The sequence below is a fragment of the Streptomyces sp. DSM 110735 genome, from assembly GCF_016482685.1.
Taxonomy (GTDB): Bacteria; Actinomycetota; Actinomycetes; order Streptomycetales; family Streptomycetaceae; genus Streptomyces.
Map to the genome: position 1 here is coordinate 119,418 of NZ_JACYHF010000008.1, position 16,399 is coordinate 135,816.

Genomic DNA, 16,399 nt, shown 5'->3' on the forward strand with positions numbered 1-16,399 from the left:
CGGTCTTCGAGCTCGGAGGACGCCGCCCGCAGGTGTTCCGGGCAGCGGTGATCGCGGACATACACGCGACCGAAGAGCCAGGATACTGGACCTTTCGCTCAGGGCCCAATCCGGTCCCCCGGCACCGGTCCGGACCCCGTTACATGCCCCTGCCCTGCTCATACGCCCGCAACTGCTCGGCGCTGATCATGCTGGTGTCGAAGAGGCTGGCCTCGTCGAGCGCGTAGTCCTGCTGCTGCCCCTGGTGCTGCGGGGGCTGCCCCTGGTTCGGGTCGTACGCCCCCTGCTGCGGGTCGTAGCCGTGGAAGGCGCCGTCAGTCTGCGGCGCGTAGCCGCTGGGCGCGTACGGGTCCTGCTGGTAGGCGTACGCCTCCTGCGGGGCGTAGCCGGGCTGCTGCGGGTAGCCGGGGTAGGCGTCGGGCTGCTGCTGGTAGCCGTACGCCTCCTGCGGCTCGTACGCCGTCTCCTGTGCGCCCGGGTCGTACGCCGTCTCCTGGGCGGACGGGTCGTACGCCGGTTCCTGGGCGACGGGGGGCGCCGGGGTGCGCTGGGCCGGGGTGTCGGACAGGGCGGCGAGGTCGGCGAGGTAATCGGCGTCGCTGGAGTGCTGGAAGGTCGTGGTGTCGTCGGCGAGGGCGCCGAGGTCGTCCGTGGCGATCCGGCCGTGCAGCTTCTGGCGACCGCGGTGGACGGCGTCCAGGGTCTTGGCGAGGACCGCCTCGAAGGCGCCGAGCTTGGCGTCGACGTAGGAGTCGGCGGTGTGGCGCAGGGTCTCGGGGTCCTGGCTGCGCTCGGGGGCGTCCTCGTCCTCGTAGCCGTTCTCGTCCAGACCGGGTCCGGTGCCGAGCAGCTTCTCGCGACCGCGGCCGACCGAGCCGAGGGTCTTGGTGAGGACGACCTCGAAGTTCGCGAGCTTGGAGTCCACGTAGTCGTCAGCGTCCGCGCGGACCTGCTCTGCCTCGGCGCGGGCCTCGGACAGGATGCGGTCCGCCTCCGCCTGCGACTGGCGGGCGACCTCGGTGCCCGCGATCAGCGAACCGCGCTCGGCGTGCGCGCTCTCGATGATCCGGTCTGCCTCCAGGCGGGCCTGCTCGACCATCTGCTCACGGTCCCCGATCACCTCCTGCGCGTGCGCGAGGGAGCCGGGCAGCGCCTGGCGGACCTCTTCGAGCAGCGCGAGCAGCTCGGCGCGGTTGACCACGCAGGAGGCCGACATCGGCATGGACCGGGCGCTGGAGACCGTGGAGACGATCTCGTCGAGCTTGTTCTGGATGTCCACCTGTGCTCGCCACTCTCTAAAGCTGTGTTGGAGACGGACGGCACGACTGTACGGCCCTGGGGCTGCCGTCCGACACGGGGTGACGTCTTGTCACCTTCCAAGGGGGCGCGGGCGCGTGCCGGTGGGGCGCGGGCGCGGGCGCACCGGAGCGGTCAGTCTCTTTTCAGGCGGTCGCGGAGCGCGGTGAGCACCGCCGGGGGCACCAGGTGGGAGACGTCGCCGCCCCAGGCGGCGACCTCCTTCACCAGGGAGGAGGAGAGGAAGCTGTAGGTGGGGTTGGTGGGCACGAACAGCGTTTCGACGCCGGTGAGTCCGTTGTTCATCTGGGCCATCTGGAGTTCGTAGTCGAAGTCGCTGACGGCGCGCAGACCCTTGACGATGGCGGGGATGTCACGCTCTTTGCAGAAGTCGACGAGGAGACCGTGGTGGGCCTCGACGCGGACGTTGGCGTACTCGGCGGTGACCTCGCGGATCAGTGCCATCCGCTCGTCGACGTCGAACAGGCCCTGCTTGGACTTGTTGATCATCACCGCGACGTAGACCTCGTCGTAGAGGCGGGACGCCCGGGCGATGATGTCGAGATGTCCGTTGGTGATCGGGTCGAACGACCCGGGACAGACGGCGCGGCGCACTTGAGATCCCTCGCTCTCCAGTCCGGTCATCGTGCGTCTTCGCACGTAGAGGCGGCGCGACCGTACCAAAACGTTCCCTCGCCGTAACGCCGGGACCGGATCGCCTCGAAGCCCTCCGGCCACCCGAATTCGCCGCCTCTGGTGCTGCGCTCCACGGTGACCAGGGCGTCTTCGGTCAGCCAGCCCCCGGACCGGAGTGTGAGGAGGATCTCGCGGAGATCGTCGTCGGAGACCGCGTACGGGGGGTCCAGGAAGACCAGGTCGTACGGTTCGGCGGGGGGCGCGGTGCGGATGACTTGCTCCGCTTTGCCCGTTCTGACCTCGGCGCCGGGGAGACCGATGTTCTTCACGTTCTCCCGCACGGTTTTCGCTGCGCGGGCGTCGGCTTCGACCAGGAGGGTGTGGCTCGCGCCTCGGGAGAGGGCTTCCAGACCTACGGCTCCTGAGCCTGCGTAGAGGTCCAGGACCCGGGTGCCGTCCAGGGGGGTGGTGAGGAGGGACTGCCAGGTGGAGAAGAGGGCTTCGCGTGCGCGGTCCGATGTGGGGCGGGTTCCAGTGCCGGGCGGCACCGAGAGGCGCCGTCCGCCTGCCGTACCGGCGATCACGCGGGTCATGTGAGGGGTCCTTCTTTTTGCGGGTTCGTTTTATTTTCGCAGGTGGTGGGGGGTGGGGCGCTTCGTCGGCGGGTGCGGGTCCGTTGTGATTGCTCGCGCCCACGCGGCGGAGCCGCAAATCGATACAGTCCCGCGCCCCTGGAGATAGGGACACTTCAGCCCTTTTCCAAGTACTGCTCTCTTTCGTCGTCCAGGAGGGCGTCCAGGGCTGTGCGGAGGGCTGGGTAGTGCTCCAGGTCGGGGTCGGACTCGACCACTGCCGTTGCCTCCTCTCGCGCCTCCGTGATGATCTCCTCGTCCTCGATGACCTCCAGGACGCGCAGGCTGGTGCGGGCGCCGGACTGGGCCTGGCCGAGGACGTCGCCCTCGCGGCGTTCTTCCAGGTCGAGGCGGGAGAGTTCGAAGCCGTCGAGGGTGGAGGCGACGGCGGTGAGGCGGCGGCGGGCGGGGCTGGCCTCGGGCATCTCGGAGACCAGGAGGCAGAGCCCGGGCGCGGAGCCCCGGCCCACGCGCCCGCGGAGCTGGTGGAGCTGGGAGACGCCGAAGCGGTCGGCGTCCATGATGACCATGGCGGTGGCGTTGGGGACGTTGACGCCGACCTCGATGACCGTGGTGGCGACCAGGACGTCCGTCTCCCCTGCCGCGAAGCGGCGCATCACCGCGTCCTTGTCGTCGGGGTGCATCCTGCCGTGCAGGACCTCGACGCTCAGTCCCTGGAGGGGACCCTTGGCGAGCTGGTCGGCGATGTCGAGGACGGCGAGCGGGGGGCGTTTGTCGCCCTCGGTCGCCTTCTTCTCGGCGGCGGTGTCCTGCTCGTCCCCGATGCGGGGGCAGACGACGTACGCCTGATGACCGCCCGCCACCTCCTCGCGGACGCGTTCCCAGGCGCGGGCGAGGAAGTGGGGCTTGTCGGCGGCGGGGACGACATGGGTGGCGATCGGAGAGCGGCCGGCCGGGAGCTGGTCCAGGACGGAGGTCTCCAGGTCCCCGAAGACGGTCATCGCGACGGTGCGCGGGATCGGGGTGGCCGTCATGACCAGCAGGTGCGGGGGCTGTTTGCCCTTGCCGCGCAGGGCGTCGCGCTGTTCGACGCCGAACCGGTGCTGCTCGTCCACGACCACCAGACCGAGGTCGTGGAACTGGACCACGTCCTCGATCAGGGCGTGGGTGCCGATGACGATGCCCGCCTCCCCGGTGGCGATGTCGAGCAGCGCCTTGCGGCGGGCGGCGGCGCCCATCGAGCCGGTCAGCAGCACCACCTTGGTGGCGTGCTCGACCCCGCCCAGCATCCCTCCCTCGGCCAGTTCCCCCATCATCTCGGTGACCGACCGGTGGTGCTGCTGCGCGAGCACTTCGGTGGGCGCGAGCATGGCCGCCTGCCCGCCCGCGTCGACGGTGGTGAGCATGGCGCGCAGGGCGACCAGGGTCTTGCCCGATCCGACCTCCCCCTGGAGCAGCCGGTGCATCGGGTGGGCTGTCGCGAGGTCGGTGAAGATCTCGGCGGAGACGCGTTGCTGGCCTTCGGTGAGGGTGAAGGGGAGGCGGTCGTCGAAGGCGGTGAGCAGGCCGTCGGGCTGGGGTTCGCGGGGGACGGCGGGGAGTTGGGTGTCGGCGTGACGGCGGCGGGCGAGGGCGACCTGGAGGACGAAGGCTTCGTCCCATTTCAGGCGGGCGCGGGCGTCGGCGACGTCGGCTTTGGTGGCGGGGCGGTGGATCTTGAGGAGTGCCTCGGGGAGGGTGACGAGACCGCGTCCCTCGCGCAGGGCGGGCGGGAGGGGGTCGAGGGCTTCGGCGGCGCTGGGGAGGACCGTCTGGACCGCCTTGCCGATCTTCCAGGACTCCAGTTTGGCGGTGGCCGGGTAGAGCGGGATCAGGGCGCCGGCCCAGTTCTCCGCCGCGTCCTCGCTGTCGTCGTCCTTGTCCAGCAGTTCGTAGGCGGGGTGGGCGAGTTGGAGGCGGCGGTTGAAGACGGAGACCTTGCCGGAGAACATCGCGCGGGTGCCGGGCAGGAGTTCCTTGTGCGGCTTGTGCACGCCGTTGCCGAAGAAGACCAGTTGGAGGCGTCCCATGCCGTCCGTGATGGTGACTTCGAGGCGCTGGCCCTTGCCGCGCGGGGCGCGGGCGGAGGCGAAGGTGTGCAGCCGGGCGTCCGCGACCTGGGCGACCACCGTGACGTGTTCGTCCATGGGGAGGTCGGCGAGGTGGGTGAGCTGGCCGCGCTCCTCGTATCTGCGCGGGTAGTGGTGCAGCAGATCGCCGACGGAGTGCAGGCCGAGGTGCTCGGCCATCACCTTCGCGGTGGCGGGGCCGAGCACTTTCTTCAGTGGTTCTCGCAGCGCGGGCACGAGATCCATTGCACACCACGCCACCGACAATGCCCCAGCCGCCGCCCCGCCCCGGCTCCGGCCGCGAACGGCACCCGGCCACCCCCGGCCGTATACGGCGGGCGGCGCGCTGGTCAGGGACATCGGGGAAACCCCTGGTCAGGTCATCGGCTCGGGCCTAGGATGGCCCGCCCCAGCCATCCCTTCGCGGTCACCGCCCCACCCGGACCGCCCGACCCCGCGCCGGACACGTTTCCCCCCACCGGCGCCGTGACGATGGACTCCCAGACCTCACAGTCATCCCAGGCTTTCCCGTCGCCCCATACGTTCCAGGTCGACCTGCGTGGTCTGGTGGACCTGCTCTCCCATCACCTCTACTCCAGTCCCAGGGTCTATCTGCGCGAGCTGCTGCAGAACGCCGTGGACGCCGTCACCGCCCGGCGGGAGCGGGACCCCGGTGCCCCGGCGACCGTGCGGTTGTACGCCGACGGCGCGGGCGGTCTGCGGGTCGAGGACAGCGGCGTCGGGCTCACCGAGCCGGACGTGCACAGTCTGCTCGCGACGATCGGGCGCAGTTCCAAGCGTGCCGAGGGGCTGCAGGAGGCGCGGTCCGGGTTCCTCGGGCAGTTCGGCATCGGGCTGCTGGCCTGTTTCGTGGTGGCCGAGCGGGTCCGCGTGGTCAGCCGCAGCGCCCTCGATCCCGAGGCGGCGCCGGTGGAGTGGACGGCGCGCGACGACGGGTCGTACACCGTGCGCACGCTGCCCGCCTCGGCGCGGACCGAGCCGGGCACCACCGTGCACCTGGTGGCGCGGGCGGGCGCGGCGGAGTGGCTGTCGCCGGAGCGGGTGCGGGCGCTGGCCCGGGACTTCGGCTCGCTGCTGCCGTACGACGTGCGGGTCGGCGAGGAGGCGGTGACCGACCTCCCGGCGCCCTGGGACCGCGCCTGGCCGAGTCCGGCCGAGCGGCGGGCGGGGCTGGCCCGGCACTGCCACGAGCTGTTCGGGTTCACCCCGCTGGACTCGATCTCGCTGGACGTGCCGCTGGCCGGGGTGCGCGGGGTGGCGTACGTGCTGCCCTCGGCGGTGAGCCCCGCGCAGCGGGCGACGCACCGGGTGCACCTGAAGGGGATGCTGCTGACCGAGCGGGCCGAACAGCTCCTGCCCGACTGGGCGTTCTTCGTGCGCTGTGTGCTGGACACGGACAGTCTGCGCCCGACGGCCTCGCGCGAGGCGCTGTACGAGGACGAGACCCTCGCGGCGGTGCGGGAGGCGCTGGGCGAGCGCATCCGGGGCTGGCTGACCGGGCTCGCGGCGGGCGATCCGGAGCGGCTGAGCGCGTTCCTCGCGGTGCACCACCTGGGCGTGAAGTCGCTGGCGCGGCACGACGCCGAGATGCTGCGGATCATGCTGCCCTGGCTGCCGTTCGAGACGACGGACGGACGCCTTTCCCTGGAGGAGTTCGCGCAGCGGCACCCGGTGGTGCACTTCACGCGGACGGTGGAGGAGTACCGGCAGGTCGCCGCGATCGCCTCGGCGCAGGGGATCGGGGTGATCAACGGCGGTTACACCTACGACAGCGAGCTGGTGGAGGCGCTGCCGTCGGTGCGGCCAGGGACGGTGGTCGCGGAGCTGGACCCGGACACCGTGACCGCGCATCTGGATGCCGTGGACCCGGCGGAGGAGCTGGCGCTGTCGGGGTTCCTGGCGGCGGCGCGGGCGAAGCTGGACCCGCTGGGCTGTGACGTCGTGCTGCGCGCCTTCCATCCGCTGTCGGTGCCCGCGCTGCATCTGGACGACCGGGCGGCGCGGCACGAGCAGGCGCGCGCGGAGGCGGAGGAGCAGGCGGACGAGCTGTGGGCGGGCATCCTGGGTTCGCTGCGCGGCAGCGCCCCGCGTGCCCGGCTGGTGCTGAACCATCTCAACCCGCTGATCCGGCGCATCGGTTCGCTGGGGGACGCGGAGCTGATCGGCACGGCGACGGAGTCGTTGTACGGGCAGGCGCTGCTGATGGCGCGGCGACCGCTCAGGCCCGCCGACACGGCGCTGCTGAACCGGGCGTTCATCGGGCTGCTGGAGTGGGCGACCCATGGGGAGGACGGCAAGTGACGGACGTGATCGGGGACTTCGACGCGCTGCGCCGGGCCATGGCGGAGAACGCCGAGCGGCCCGAGGGTCCGGCGCGCAACGCGCGTGCGGAGGAACTGCTCACCGAGGCGGAGAAGCTGGGCGTTCCGCTCGCGGTGATCGAGGCGCTGGGCCACCAGTTGAACGTCTACAACTACAGCTCCGAGAAGGACCGCATGTTCGTGCCCTTCGCGCGGCTGCTGCGGATGTGGGACGAACGCCCCGAGGACTTCGACGAGTACGAGGCACACTCGCTGCACTGGGTGTTCAAGTGGATGTCGGCGGGGATGCTGGGCCAGCCGCACATCCCGCTGGCGTCGGTCGAGACGTGGCTGCGCGAGATGGAGGAGCGGTACCGGATCGCCGGTCACTCCGAACGGGCGGTGCGCAGCGCGGAGTTCAGCGTGGCCGCGCATGTCGGTGACCGGGCGCGGGCGGAGCGGGCGTATGCCGCGTGGCTGGCGGCGGACCGGGACTCGATGGCGGACTGCCACGCCTGCGAGCTGCACGGGCAGGGGGTGTGGCAGGCCGAACTCGGGCGGGACGCGGAGGCGTTGGAGCTGTGGCGTCCGGTCCTGGAGGGCGAGTTCAGTTGTGCGCACGAGCCGCACCAGGTGCTGGGCTCCTCGCTGCTCCCGCTGCTGCGGCTGGGGCGAATGGATGAGGCGCGCGCCCATCATCTGCGGGGTTTCCGGCTGGTGCGGCCGATGGAGAGCATGCGGAACGCCTACGCGGACCATGTGGAGTTCTGCGCGCTGACCGGCAACGAGGCGCGCGGTCTGGAGCTGCTCGCGCAGCGCCCCGCGTACTTCACGGACACCGGGCATCCGCGCAGCCGTCTGGACTTCCTGGCGGTGGTGACGCTGCTGATGGACCGGCTGACCGGGCTCGGGCTCGGCGAGCGCCAGGTGCCGGGACCCGCCGGGCGGGGCTGGACCGCGCGGGAGCTGGCGGGGTGGGCGCGGGCGGAGGTGCTGGAGCTGGCGGGGCGCTTCGACGCCCGCAACGGCACCGCGTACGTGGGCGACCAGGCGCGGGCGCGGATGGCGCAGGAGCCGCTGGTGGAGCGGCTGCCGCTGGGCGTGCGGACGGTACGGACCGCCGCGGCGCCGGTGGCCGCGCCGCCCGAGGTGTCCGCCGTACCGGACCGGGCGGGGCTGCCCGCGCTGCTCGCCCAGGCGCGGCGCCTGTCGGACGGGCTGCGCCCGCACGCGACCGAGGCGTGGGCGGCGGTGGCGCGAGCCGCCGAGGGTGTGGAGCTGGACGCCCGCGACCGGGCGGAGATCGCGGACCACGAGGCGATGGACCGGGGTCCGGAGGGCATCGCGCTCTTCGAGCGGGCAGCCGAGCTGTACCTGGAGGCGGGCGACCCCGGGGAGGCGCTGGCCGCCCGGGGGCGCGCCGCGTACATCCGCGCCCTCACCGGCGACGTGGCACCGGCTCTGGCCGCGACCGGGGAGCTGTACGACCGGGCGCTCGCGCTGTACGCCGAGGACGCCACCGGGGTCCGGCAGACGGCGGCGGTGCTGATGAGCCGGGCGCGGGTGCTGATGCGCGCGGTGCACGGCGGCGTCGCCGTCCTCGGGGACGCGCCCGAGGACGAGCGGGCGCCGGAGCCCGATCCGGAAGCGGCGGAAGCGGTCGTACGGCTCGTGCGGGAGATCCTGGCGCTGGTCGACGGGCACACCGGCGACGACGTGCGGATGGCGGCGCGGGCGGCCGAGGTGCACGCGATGCTGGCGGAGCTGGCCGAGCTGAGCGGTGATCTGGAGCAGGCGGTGACGCTGTTCCGGCAGGCGACCGAGGAGTTCGTGACCGCCGGGCTGCCCTGGCTGACGCCGGAGTACGACGTGCGGGTCGCGGCGCTGGCGCACCGGCTCGGGCGGACGGAGGAGACCGAGGAGGCGCTGCGGGACGCCCTCGCGCACGGCGGACCGTACCTCGAACCGGTCGCGCGGGCGCAGCTCCATCTGCAGTTGGCCGAGGTGACCGGTGGCCGGGGCGACGCCGAGGAGGCGACCGCGCAGGCGCTGGACGCGGCGCACTGGGCGGACGAGGCGGGCGAGAGCGGCACGCTCGGCGCCTGGGCCCGGCATCTGCTGGGCGGCGCCCTGCTGCGCCGGGGTCGCTGGGCGGAGGCGGCTGAGGTGCTGGAGTCGGCGCTCGCGGAGCTGTCGGTGGAGCGGCACGGGGACGGCACGGTGGTGCAGACCCGCTGGTGGCTCGGGGACTGTCTGAGCGAGCTGGGCGAGCACCGGGACGCGGCAGAACAGCGGCTGCTCGCCGCCGAGATCGCCCGGCACTGGCCCGAGCAGCAGGACCACGCCACGCTGGCGCACCTGGCGGGCGAGTCCCTGGGGCACGCCGGTCTGCCGGTCGAGGCGGACCGCGCCTACGCGCAAGCCGCCGAGCTGTGGCGGCAGTTGGGCAACGCCCGCTTCCTGGTCCGCTCGCTGCGCGCCCGCGCGTGGCTGGCGGCGGGCCAGGAGGACGGCGCCGAGGACGCGCGGCGGCTGATGGCGGAGGCGGCGCGCGCGTGCGGGGAGGCACGGGAGAACGCGCCCGACCCCGTGGCGCACACCGAACTCACCGCCGAACTCGGCCACACCCACCGCCAGTTCGGTGACCTGCTGTTCCGCCTGGCCACCGAGGCGGCTGAAGAGGAGGCGGTGCAAGGCGCGTTGGCCGGAGCGCTGGAGCAGATGGAGCGGGCGGCGACGGTCTTCGGCACCCTAGGATCCGACGGTCTTCACAGCCGTACGAGCGCCGAACTCGCCGCCGGGCGCCTGGAGTTCGACCTGGGTCACCAGGAGGGCGCGCTGGCCCGCGCCCGCATGGTCCTCGCGCTCTACGCCGACGCCGACGACACGGACGAGGTCGCCCACGCCCGCCGCACGGAGGCCGCGCACCTGCTCGACCACCTGCCCGAGCCGCCCCGGCCGCCCGGGGACGTCTGAGGCGCGCCCGCTCCCCGGAGCAGGGTCCTACTCCACGCCGATCAGCAGCAGCGATCCCTGCCTGCCGCCCCGGTACACCACCGTGTCCACGGCCAGGTAGGACTCGCGGACCCGGGACTCCAGGCGGTCGGCGACCTCCTCGGGGGTCTCGTCGCCCACCACCAGGGTGACCAGCTCGCCGCCCGCCTGGAGCATCCGGTCCAGGACGGTCTCGGCGGTGGCCGTGAGGTCGGGTCCGATGACCGCCACGTCGCCGTCGATCAGCCCGAGCACGTCCCCGGCCTGGCAGATCCCGGCCGTGGTCCAGGACTGGCGCTCGGCGACGACGACCTCGGCGTGCCGGGTGGCGCCCGCCGCCGAGGTCATCTGGACCACGTCCTCGTCGAAGCGGCGCCCGGGTTCGTGCACGGCGAGCGCGGCGATGCCCTGCACCGCCGAGCGGGTCGGGATGAGCGCCACGCGGATCCCCTCGGCGCGCGCCTGCTCGGCGGCAGCGGCGGCGGTGTGGCGCAGTTCGGCGTCGTTGGGCAGCAGCACCACCTCGCGGGCGTGCGCGCGCCGCAGCGCCTGGGCCAGCTCCCCGCTCGCGGGCGGCTCCCCGGGCCGGGCGAGCACGGTGGTCGCCCCCGCCTCGGCGTACAGCCCCGCGAGCCCCTCCCCCGGTACGACGGCCACGACGGCCCGCTGGACGCGCTCGCGCGCGGGCGGCTCACCGCCGGTGTGGACGTCCCCGGCCGCGAAGTGGGTGATCCTGATCCGGTACGGCCGTCCTGCCTCCACCCCCGCCTCCACGGCGGCCCCGGCGTCGTCGACGTGCACATGGACGTTCCACAGCCCGTCGCCGCCGACCACCACCAGCGAGTCCCCGAGGGCGTCCAGGCGCTCGCGCAGCCGCGCCACGGCCGCGTCCCCTGCCTCCAGCAGGTAGATGACCTCGTAGGCGGGCCCGCCGGGCTCCGCGCTCTCGGGGCACGCCTCGACCGGCACGGCGGCGGGCACGACGGCACCCCCCGCGACGGAGCCCCCCTCGGCGGCGCCCCCCTCGGCGGCGACGGCGGTGTCCTCGACCGTCTCCCCCGTGACCGCCTCCACCAGCGCCCCGAGCACCGCGACCAGCCCCCGCCCGCCCGCGTCCACGACTCCCGCCCGGCCCAGCACCGCAAGCTGCCCCGGCGTCTCGGCCAGGGCGGTCCGCGCGCCCTCGTGGGCGGCACGTGCGACGGCGCCGCAGTCCTCACCGGCCGTCTCCGCGGCGCGGGCGGCCGCCGACGCCACCGTCAGCACCGTGCCCTCGACCGGGTGGGCCACCGCCTCGCGCGCGGAGTCGGCGGCGTGCCGCAGGGCCAGCCGCAGCCGGACCCCGTCGACGCGACCGGCGTCACCCTCGCTCCCCGCGAGCACCTGGGACATCCCGCGCAGGAGCTGCGCCAGGATCGTGCCGGAGTTGCCGCGCGCCCCGATGAGCGCGCCGTGGGCCATCGCGCGCACGGCGTCCGCGAGCGAGGGGCGCCCGGTGCCGGTCCCGTACCCGGCGAAGACCGCCTCCACGGCGGCGGCGGCCGACTCCATGGTCAGGTAGAGGTTGGTGCCCGTGTCCCCGTCGGCGACGGGATAGACGTTGATCGCGTCGATCTCCTCGCGCGCGCGTCCGAGCGCCCGCAGCGCCCCACCGCACCAGGTGCGCACCGCGAGAGCATCGAGGAATGTCAGCGGCACCTGCGCCACCTGCGCCTCCCTGACTGGCCGGCCGTGGGTCGCAGCGTAGACCCAGCGCCGGGGTGCCCCGGAGCAGGGCCGGGAGCGGGCCTCCCCCGTGACCGTGGTAGTTTCGTTGTACGGAAGCAGCCGTTGTATGCTGCTCCGGTTGCCCGATCCCGGTCGGGCCATTCCCCTGGCAACGCCACTCAAGATCTCGGACCTCCGGGTCTCGATCCCGGCCTGCCGGGATCAACCGTAAGTGCATCTGAAGTCTTTGGAGTGACCCGTGGCTGCCAACTGCGACGTCTGCGGCAAGGGGCCGGGCTTCGGCAACAACATCTCGCACTCGCACCGCCGTACGCCTCGTCGCTGGAACCCGAACATCCAGCGCGTCCGTACCGTGGTCGGCGGGACGCCGAAGCGCGTGAACGCTTGCACCTCGTGCATCAAGGCCGGCAAGGTCTCGCGCTGACGAATTGCTAAGCGCGCGGCCACTGTCGGTTGCTGCGTCGAGCCGGTCCACCTTCGGGTGGACCGGCTCTTCGCGTTGCCCGTACGGCGTCCGTACGACCCTCAGGCGCCGCTTCAGTCCCCAAAGCGCCAGCCGTGGTCGACCGGTCCGATGCCCGCGCCCAGCGCGAACCCCGCCTCGATCGCCCCGGTGACGTACTCCTTCGCCTCCGTCGCCGCCTCCGGCACCGAGAGCCCCTTGGCCAGCCCGGAGGCGAGCGCGGAGGCGAGCGTGCAGCCGGTGCCGTGGGTGTGCCGGTTGTCGTGACGCGGAGCACGCAGCCAGTACTCCGCGGAACCGTCCGTGAGCAGATCCACGGCGTCCCCGGCGAGATGACCGCCCTTGATCAGCACCCAGCGCGGTCCGAACACCAGGACCGCCTCGGCCGCCCGGCGCAGATCGCCCTCCGACTCGGCCCGAATCCCTGTGAGTTGCGCCACTTCGTCCAGGTTCGGTGTGGCCACGGTGGCCACCGGCAGCAGCCTGGTGCGCACGGAGTCCAGCGCGGACTCGGCCAGCAGCGGATCACCGTGCTTGGAGACGCCCACCGGGTCCACCACGGCGGGCGCGTCCGTGCCGGAGATCAACTCCGCCACCGCCTCGACCAGTTCCGCCGAGGACAGCATCCCGGTCTTCACGGCCTGGACGCCGATGTCGTCGACCACGCTGCGGTACTGCGCCCGTACCGCCTCCACGGGCAGTTCCCAGGCGCCCTGCACGCCGAGCGAGTTCTGTGCCGTCACGGCCGTGATCACGCTCATGCCGTGCACGCCGAGCGCCAGCATCGTCTTCAGGTCGGCCTGGATCCCGGCGCCTCCGCCGGAGTCCGAACCCGCGACGGTCAGGACGCGCGGCGGCACCCGGGACCCGCTCACGACTCCACGTCCCCGAAGTGGTCCCAGCCGCCCTTGTTCGTCCAGGGCGCCCCGTCCACGGTCACCTGGGGCAGCGCCGAGGGGTTGAGGACCTCACCGATGATCTTCCAGCGGGCGGGCAGCTTGGCGTCCGGCGGGAAGGTGGCCACGATCGCGTGGTCCTCTCCCCCGGTCAGCACCCACTGGAGCGGGTCCACGCCGACAGCCTGCCCGATGTCGTTCATCTGGGTGGGGATGTCGATCGCGCCGGAGCGGATGTCGATGCGCACCTTGCTGGCTTCCGCGATGTGCCCGAGGTCCGCGATCAGCCCGTCGCTCACGTCGCACATCGCGGTAGCGCCGAGCGCGGCGGCGGCGGGACCCGCGTGGTACGGCGGCTCGGGGCGGCGGTGCGCCTCCACGAACGCGCGCGGCGAGCGGAAGCCCCGGGAGAGCACCGCGAACCCGGCGGCGGACCAGCCGAGCCAGCCGGTGACGGCGACGAGGTCGCCGGGCTGTGCGCCCCCGCGGGTGACCGGCTCCTGGTTGCGCAGATCGCCGAGCGCGGTGATCGACACCATGATCGTGTCCCCGCGTACGACGTCCCCGCCGACCACGGAGGCACCGGCGACCCGGCACTCGTCGCGCAGTCCGTCCATCAGCTCGCTGGGCCAGGTGACCGGCAGTTCGGCCGGGACGACCAGACCGAGCAGCAGCGCGGTCGGCACCGCTCCCATCGCGGCGATGTCCGCCAGGTTCTGCGCGGCGGCCTTGCGGCCCACGTCGTAGGCGGTGGACCAGTCGCGGCGGAAGTGCCGGCCCTCCAGCAGGATGTCGGTGCTCGCCACCACCCGGCGGTCCGGAGCGGCGACCACCGCGGCGTCGTCACCGGGGCCGACCCGGACCGCCGGGGTGGTGGTGAGACGGGAGGTCAGCTCCCGGATGAGCCCGAACTCGCCGAGCTCACCCACTGTGCCCTTCATGGCGTCAAGCCCCTTCTCTGCCTGTCCGTGCCCGGTCGCGTCTTCAGTGTCCCCGATACCGCCCGAGCGGCCTTCCCGGGGACGCCGGCCGTCAACTTTCGTCCCGCTCGCACCCCGGCACGCGGACCCGGTCGCGGAGGTCTCCCCGCGGGGACCGGCGACGCGATACCGTGGCGTTCCTTTCCCCCACATGATCCTCGTGGCCGCACCCTGGAGGTTCCGTGGTACAGGCGTACATCCTGATCCAGACGGAGGTCGGCAAGGCGTCGACCGTCGCCGAGACGATCGGCAGGATTCCCGGAGTGATCCGGGCCGAGGACGTCACCGGGCCCTACGACGTCATCGTGCGCGCACAAGCCGACACCGTCGACGAGCTGGGTCGGATGGTGGTCGCGAAGGTCCAGCAAGTGGACGGCATCACGCGCACCCTGACCTGCCCGGTCGTCCATCTGTAGCCCCCGTCTACCCTTGGCCGGTGAACTTCTTCCGTCACCGGCTCCTCGGCCTGCTCGCGCCCGCGCTGCTGATCGCGGTCGCGGGCTGCTCCCCGGCGCCGGGCGGCGGTCCGGTCGAGGCTCCCCGCCCCGACGCGCGCACCGCCCCCCTGTGCCGGAAGCTGCACGAGGTGCTGCCCGGGACGGTGGACGGCAAGCGCCGCAGCGACCCCGGTCCCCGGTCCGTGTACACGGCGGGCTGGGGAGGCTCGGCGATCATACTGCGCTGCGGGGTGGTCCGGCCGCCCAAGATGATCGACCCCAAGGTGGCCACGGGGGACGACCCCGACGCGATCCCGGGCGGGGTCGACGGCGTGGACTGGCTCATGGAGAAACAGGGCGACGGCGTCTGGCGGTTCACCAGCGCCAACCGGCGTGCGTACGTGGAGCTGACCCTGCGGGACCTCGCGAGCACGGACGACGCCACCCCGGCGCTCGTCGCCCTGGCCCCGGCCGTGAAGAAGGCGATCCCCGAGGGGATCGCCTCCATGCGGCACTGAGAGCGGACTAGGGCCTGTCGTCAAACTCCCGCCTGCGGAGCGACGCCATGCACGCTCCCCCAAGCTCTGCGAGCAGGGGGTGCCCCCACTCGCCGCACCGGGCGCGAACCCACGTACGTCCAGTACGAGGGTCCACGCCCGGCACGCCGAGAGCACGCACCTGACGCCGCTCCGCCCGCCCTCCGGGCGGACGACGGGATTTTGACGACAGACCCTAGCGCAGCCCGGTCGAGCGGCGCAGTGCCGCCTGGATCAGGCGGTCCACCAGCTCCGGGTAGGAGATGCCGGACGCCTCCCACATCTTGGGGTACATCGAGATCGGCGTGAATCCGGGCAGGGTGTTGATCTCGTTGATGACGAACTCGCCGCCGTCGGTGAGGAAGAAGTCCGCGCGCACGAGCCCCTCGCACGCCGCCGCCTCGAACGCCTCGACCGCGAGCCGCTGGACCTCGGCGGTCTCCTCGCCGGTGAGCGGGGCGGGGACGACACCGGGCGTGGAGTCGATGTACTTGGCGTCGAAGTCGTAGTACGCGTGCGCGCTCGGCGGCGGGATCTCGGCGGGGACGGAGGCGCGCGGACCGTCCTCGAACTCCAGGACACCGCACTCGATCTCGCGACCGCTCAGCGCGGCTTCCACGATGATCTTCGGGTCGTGCCGCTGTGCCTCGGCGATCGCCTCGTCCAGACCGGCGAGACCGTCGACCTTGGTGATGCCGATGGAGGAGCCCGCGCGGGCGGGCTTCACGAACAGCGGCCAGCCGTGCTCACCCGCGAAGTCCACGATCTTCTTGCGGGCGGCGGACTCGTCCCGCTCCCACTCGCGGGGCCGGATCACCACGTACGGACCGACCTTGAGCCCGAAGGAGGTGAACACCCGCTTCATGTACTCCTTGTCCTGGCCGACGGCCGAGGCGAGCACACCGCAGCCGACGTACGGCACACCGGACAGCTCCAGGAGTCCCTGCAGGGTGCCGTCCTCGCCGTAGGGACCGTGCAGCACCGGGAAGACCACGTCGACCTCGCCGAGCGCCTTGGGCACCGCGCCGGGCTCGCTGTAGACGACCTCGCGGCTGGCCGGGTCGACGGGGAGCACCACGCCGCCCTCGCCCGGCTCGGCCACGTCCGCGACCTCGGGGGTGCGGCGCTCGGCGATGGCCATGCGCTCCGGCTCGTCGGCCGTCAGCACCCAGCGGCCGTCCCGGGTGATGCCGATCGGCAGGACGTCGTACTTGGTCCGGTCGACGGCACCGAGGACGGCGCCGGCGGTGACCGTGGAGATCCCGTGTTCGGAGCTGCGGCCGCCGAAGACGACGGCCACACGCGGCTTGCGCGACGGCTTCTGCTCGGGGCTCTGGGGGAGGTTCTCGGTGCTCATATCGCGATGAGCGTACCCGTTAGTACACCGTGGCGACAGCGCTGACCGGGGCGC

Annotated in this window: 13 protein-coding genes; 5 read left to right on the forward strand and 8 right to left on the reverse strand. The window is 72.9% G+C overall.

What is annotated here, in order from left to right; genetic code table 11:
* Nucleotides 1-139 precede the first annotated feature (139 nt).
* The 4 genes from IF655_RS15390 to recG form a co-directional block, all read right to left on the reverse strand.
* On the reverse strand, nt 140-1,279 hold the full coding sequence (locus IF655_RS15390) for an ATP synthase F0 subunit B (protein ID WP_199585341.1): 1,140 nt from the start codon (nt 1,277-1,279) through the stop codon (nt 140-142).
* Between the two features lie 152 nt (nt 1,280-1,431).
* Nucleotides 1,432-1,911 carry a pantetheine-phosphate adenylyltransferase gene (coaD, locus tag IF655_RS15395; protein ID WP_307814938.1) on the reverse strand — a complete coding sequence of 160 codons (480 nt, stop codon included), beginning with the start codon at nt 1,909-1,911 and terminating at the stop codon, nt 1,432-1,434.
* Between the two features lie 26 nt (nt 1,912-1,937).
* Nucleotides 1,938-2,525, reverse strand: a complete 588-nt coding sequence (gene rsmD / locus IF655_RS15400) for a 16S rRNA (guanine(966)-N(2))-methyltransferase RsmD (RefSeq protein ID WP_199585345.1) — start codon at nt 2,523-2,525, stop codon at nt 1,938-1,940.
* A gap of 155 nt (nt 2,526-2,680) precedes the next feature.
* Nucleotides 2,681-4,879 carry an ATP-dependent DNA helicase RecG gene (recG, locus tag IF655_RS15405; protein ID WP_199585347.1) on the reverse strand — a complete coding sequence of 733 codons (2,199 nt, stop codon included), beginning with the start codon at nt 4,877-4,879 and terminating at the stop codon, nt 2,681-2,683.
* A 246-nt stretch (nt 4,880-5,125) separates the two neighbouring features.
* On the opposite strand from recG, the gene IF655_RS15410 reads away from it, so the two are divergent.
* Together IF655_RS15410 and IF655_RS15415 are read left to right on the forward strand one after the other, a co-directional pair.
* Entirely contained in the window at nt 5,126-6,955 is a 1,830-nt protein-coding gene (locus tag IF655_RS15410; RefSeq protein ID WP_199585478.1) for an HSP90 family protein, read from the forward strand.
* Nucleotides 6,956-6,993: 38 nt separating this feature from the next.
* Nucleotides 6,994-9,930, forward strand: coding sequence for a tetratricopeptide repeat protein (locus tag IF655_RS15415; protein ID WP_199585479.1), 2,937 nt, complete (start codon nt 6,994-6,996; stop codon nt 9,928-9,930).
* A 27-nt stretch (nt 9,931-9,957) separates the two neighbouring features.
* On the opposite strand, the gene IF655_RS15420 is transcribed toward IF655_RS15415, so the two are convergent.
* The gene (locus IF655_RS15420) at nt 9,958-11,655 is read right to left on the reverse strand and encodes a DAK2 domain-containing protein (RefSeq protein WP_199585349.1); all 1,698 of its coding nucleotides are present in this window, start codon (nt 11,653-11,655) and stop codon (nt 9,958-9,960) included.
* 259 nt (nt 11,656-11,914) lie between these two features.
* Here IF655_RS15420 and rpmB point away from each other — a divergent pair, with 259 nt between their 5' ends.
* On the forward strand, nt 11,915-12,100 hold the full coding sequence (gene rpmB / locus IF655_RS15425) for a 50S ribosomal protein L28 (RefSeq protein ID WP_004924906.1): 186 nt from the start codon (nt 11,915-11,917) through the stop codon (nt 12,098-12,100).
* 113 nt (nt 12,101-12,213) lie between these two features.
* On the opposite strand, the gene thiD is transcribed toward rpmB, so the two are convergent.
* Nucleotides 12,214-13,014, reverse strand: coding sequence for a bifunctional hydroxymethylpyrimidine kinase/phosphomethylpyrimidine kinase (gene thiD, locus IF655_RS15430; protein WP_199585351.1), 801 nt, complete (start codon nt 13,012-13,014; stop codon nt 12,214-12,216).
* Entirely contained in the window at nt 13,011-13,976 is a 966-nt protein-coding gene (locus IF655_RS15435) for a thiamine-phosphate kinase (protein WP_199585353.1), read from the reverse strand. Before IF655_RS15435 ends, thiD begins: the two co-directional genes overlap by 4 nt.
* A gap of 221 nt (nt 13,977-14,197) precedes the next feature.
* Between IF655_RS15435 and IF655_RS15440 the strand changes: the two genes are divergently transcribed.
* Together IF655_RS15440 and IF655_RS15445 are read left to right on the forward strand one after the other, a co-directional pair.
* Nucleotides 14,198-14,431 carry an Lrp/AsnC family transcriptional regulator gene (locus tag IF655_RS15440; protein WP_199585355.1) on the forward strand — a complete coding sequence of 78 codons (234 nt, stop codon included), beginning with the start codon at nt 14,198-14,200 and terminating at the stop codon, nt 14,429-14,431.
* 20 nt (nt 14,432-14,451) lie between these two features.
* Complete coding sequence (locus IF655_RS15445; RefSeq protein ID WP_199585357.1) at nt 14,452-14,970, forward strand: DUF3515 family protein; 519 nt, start codon at nt 14,452-14,454, stop codon at nt 14,968-14,970.
* Nucleotides 14,971-15,184: 214 nt separating this feature from the next.
* Here the strand turns inward: IF655_RS15445 and IF655_RS15450 are convergent, their stop codons facing one another.
* A complete protein-coding gene (locus tag IF655_RS15450; RefSeq protein WP_199585359.1) occupies nt 15,185-16,345 on the reverse strand; it encodes a D-alanine--D-alanine ligase family protein in 1,161 nt (386 codons plus the stop codon).
* Nucleotides 16,346-16,399 lie beyond the last annotated feature (54 nt).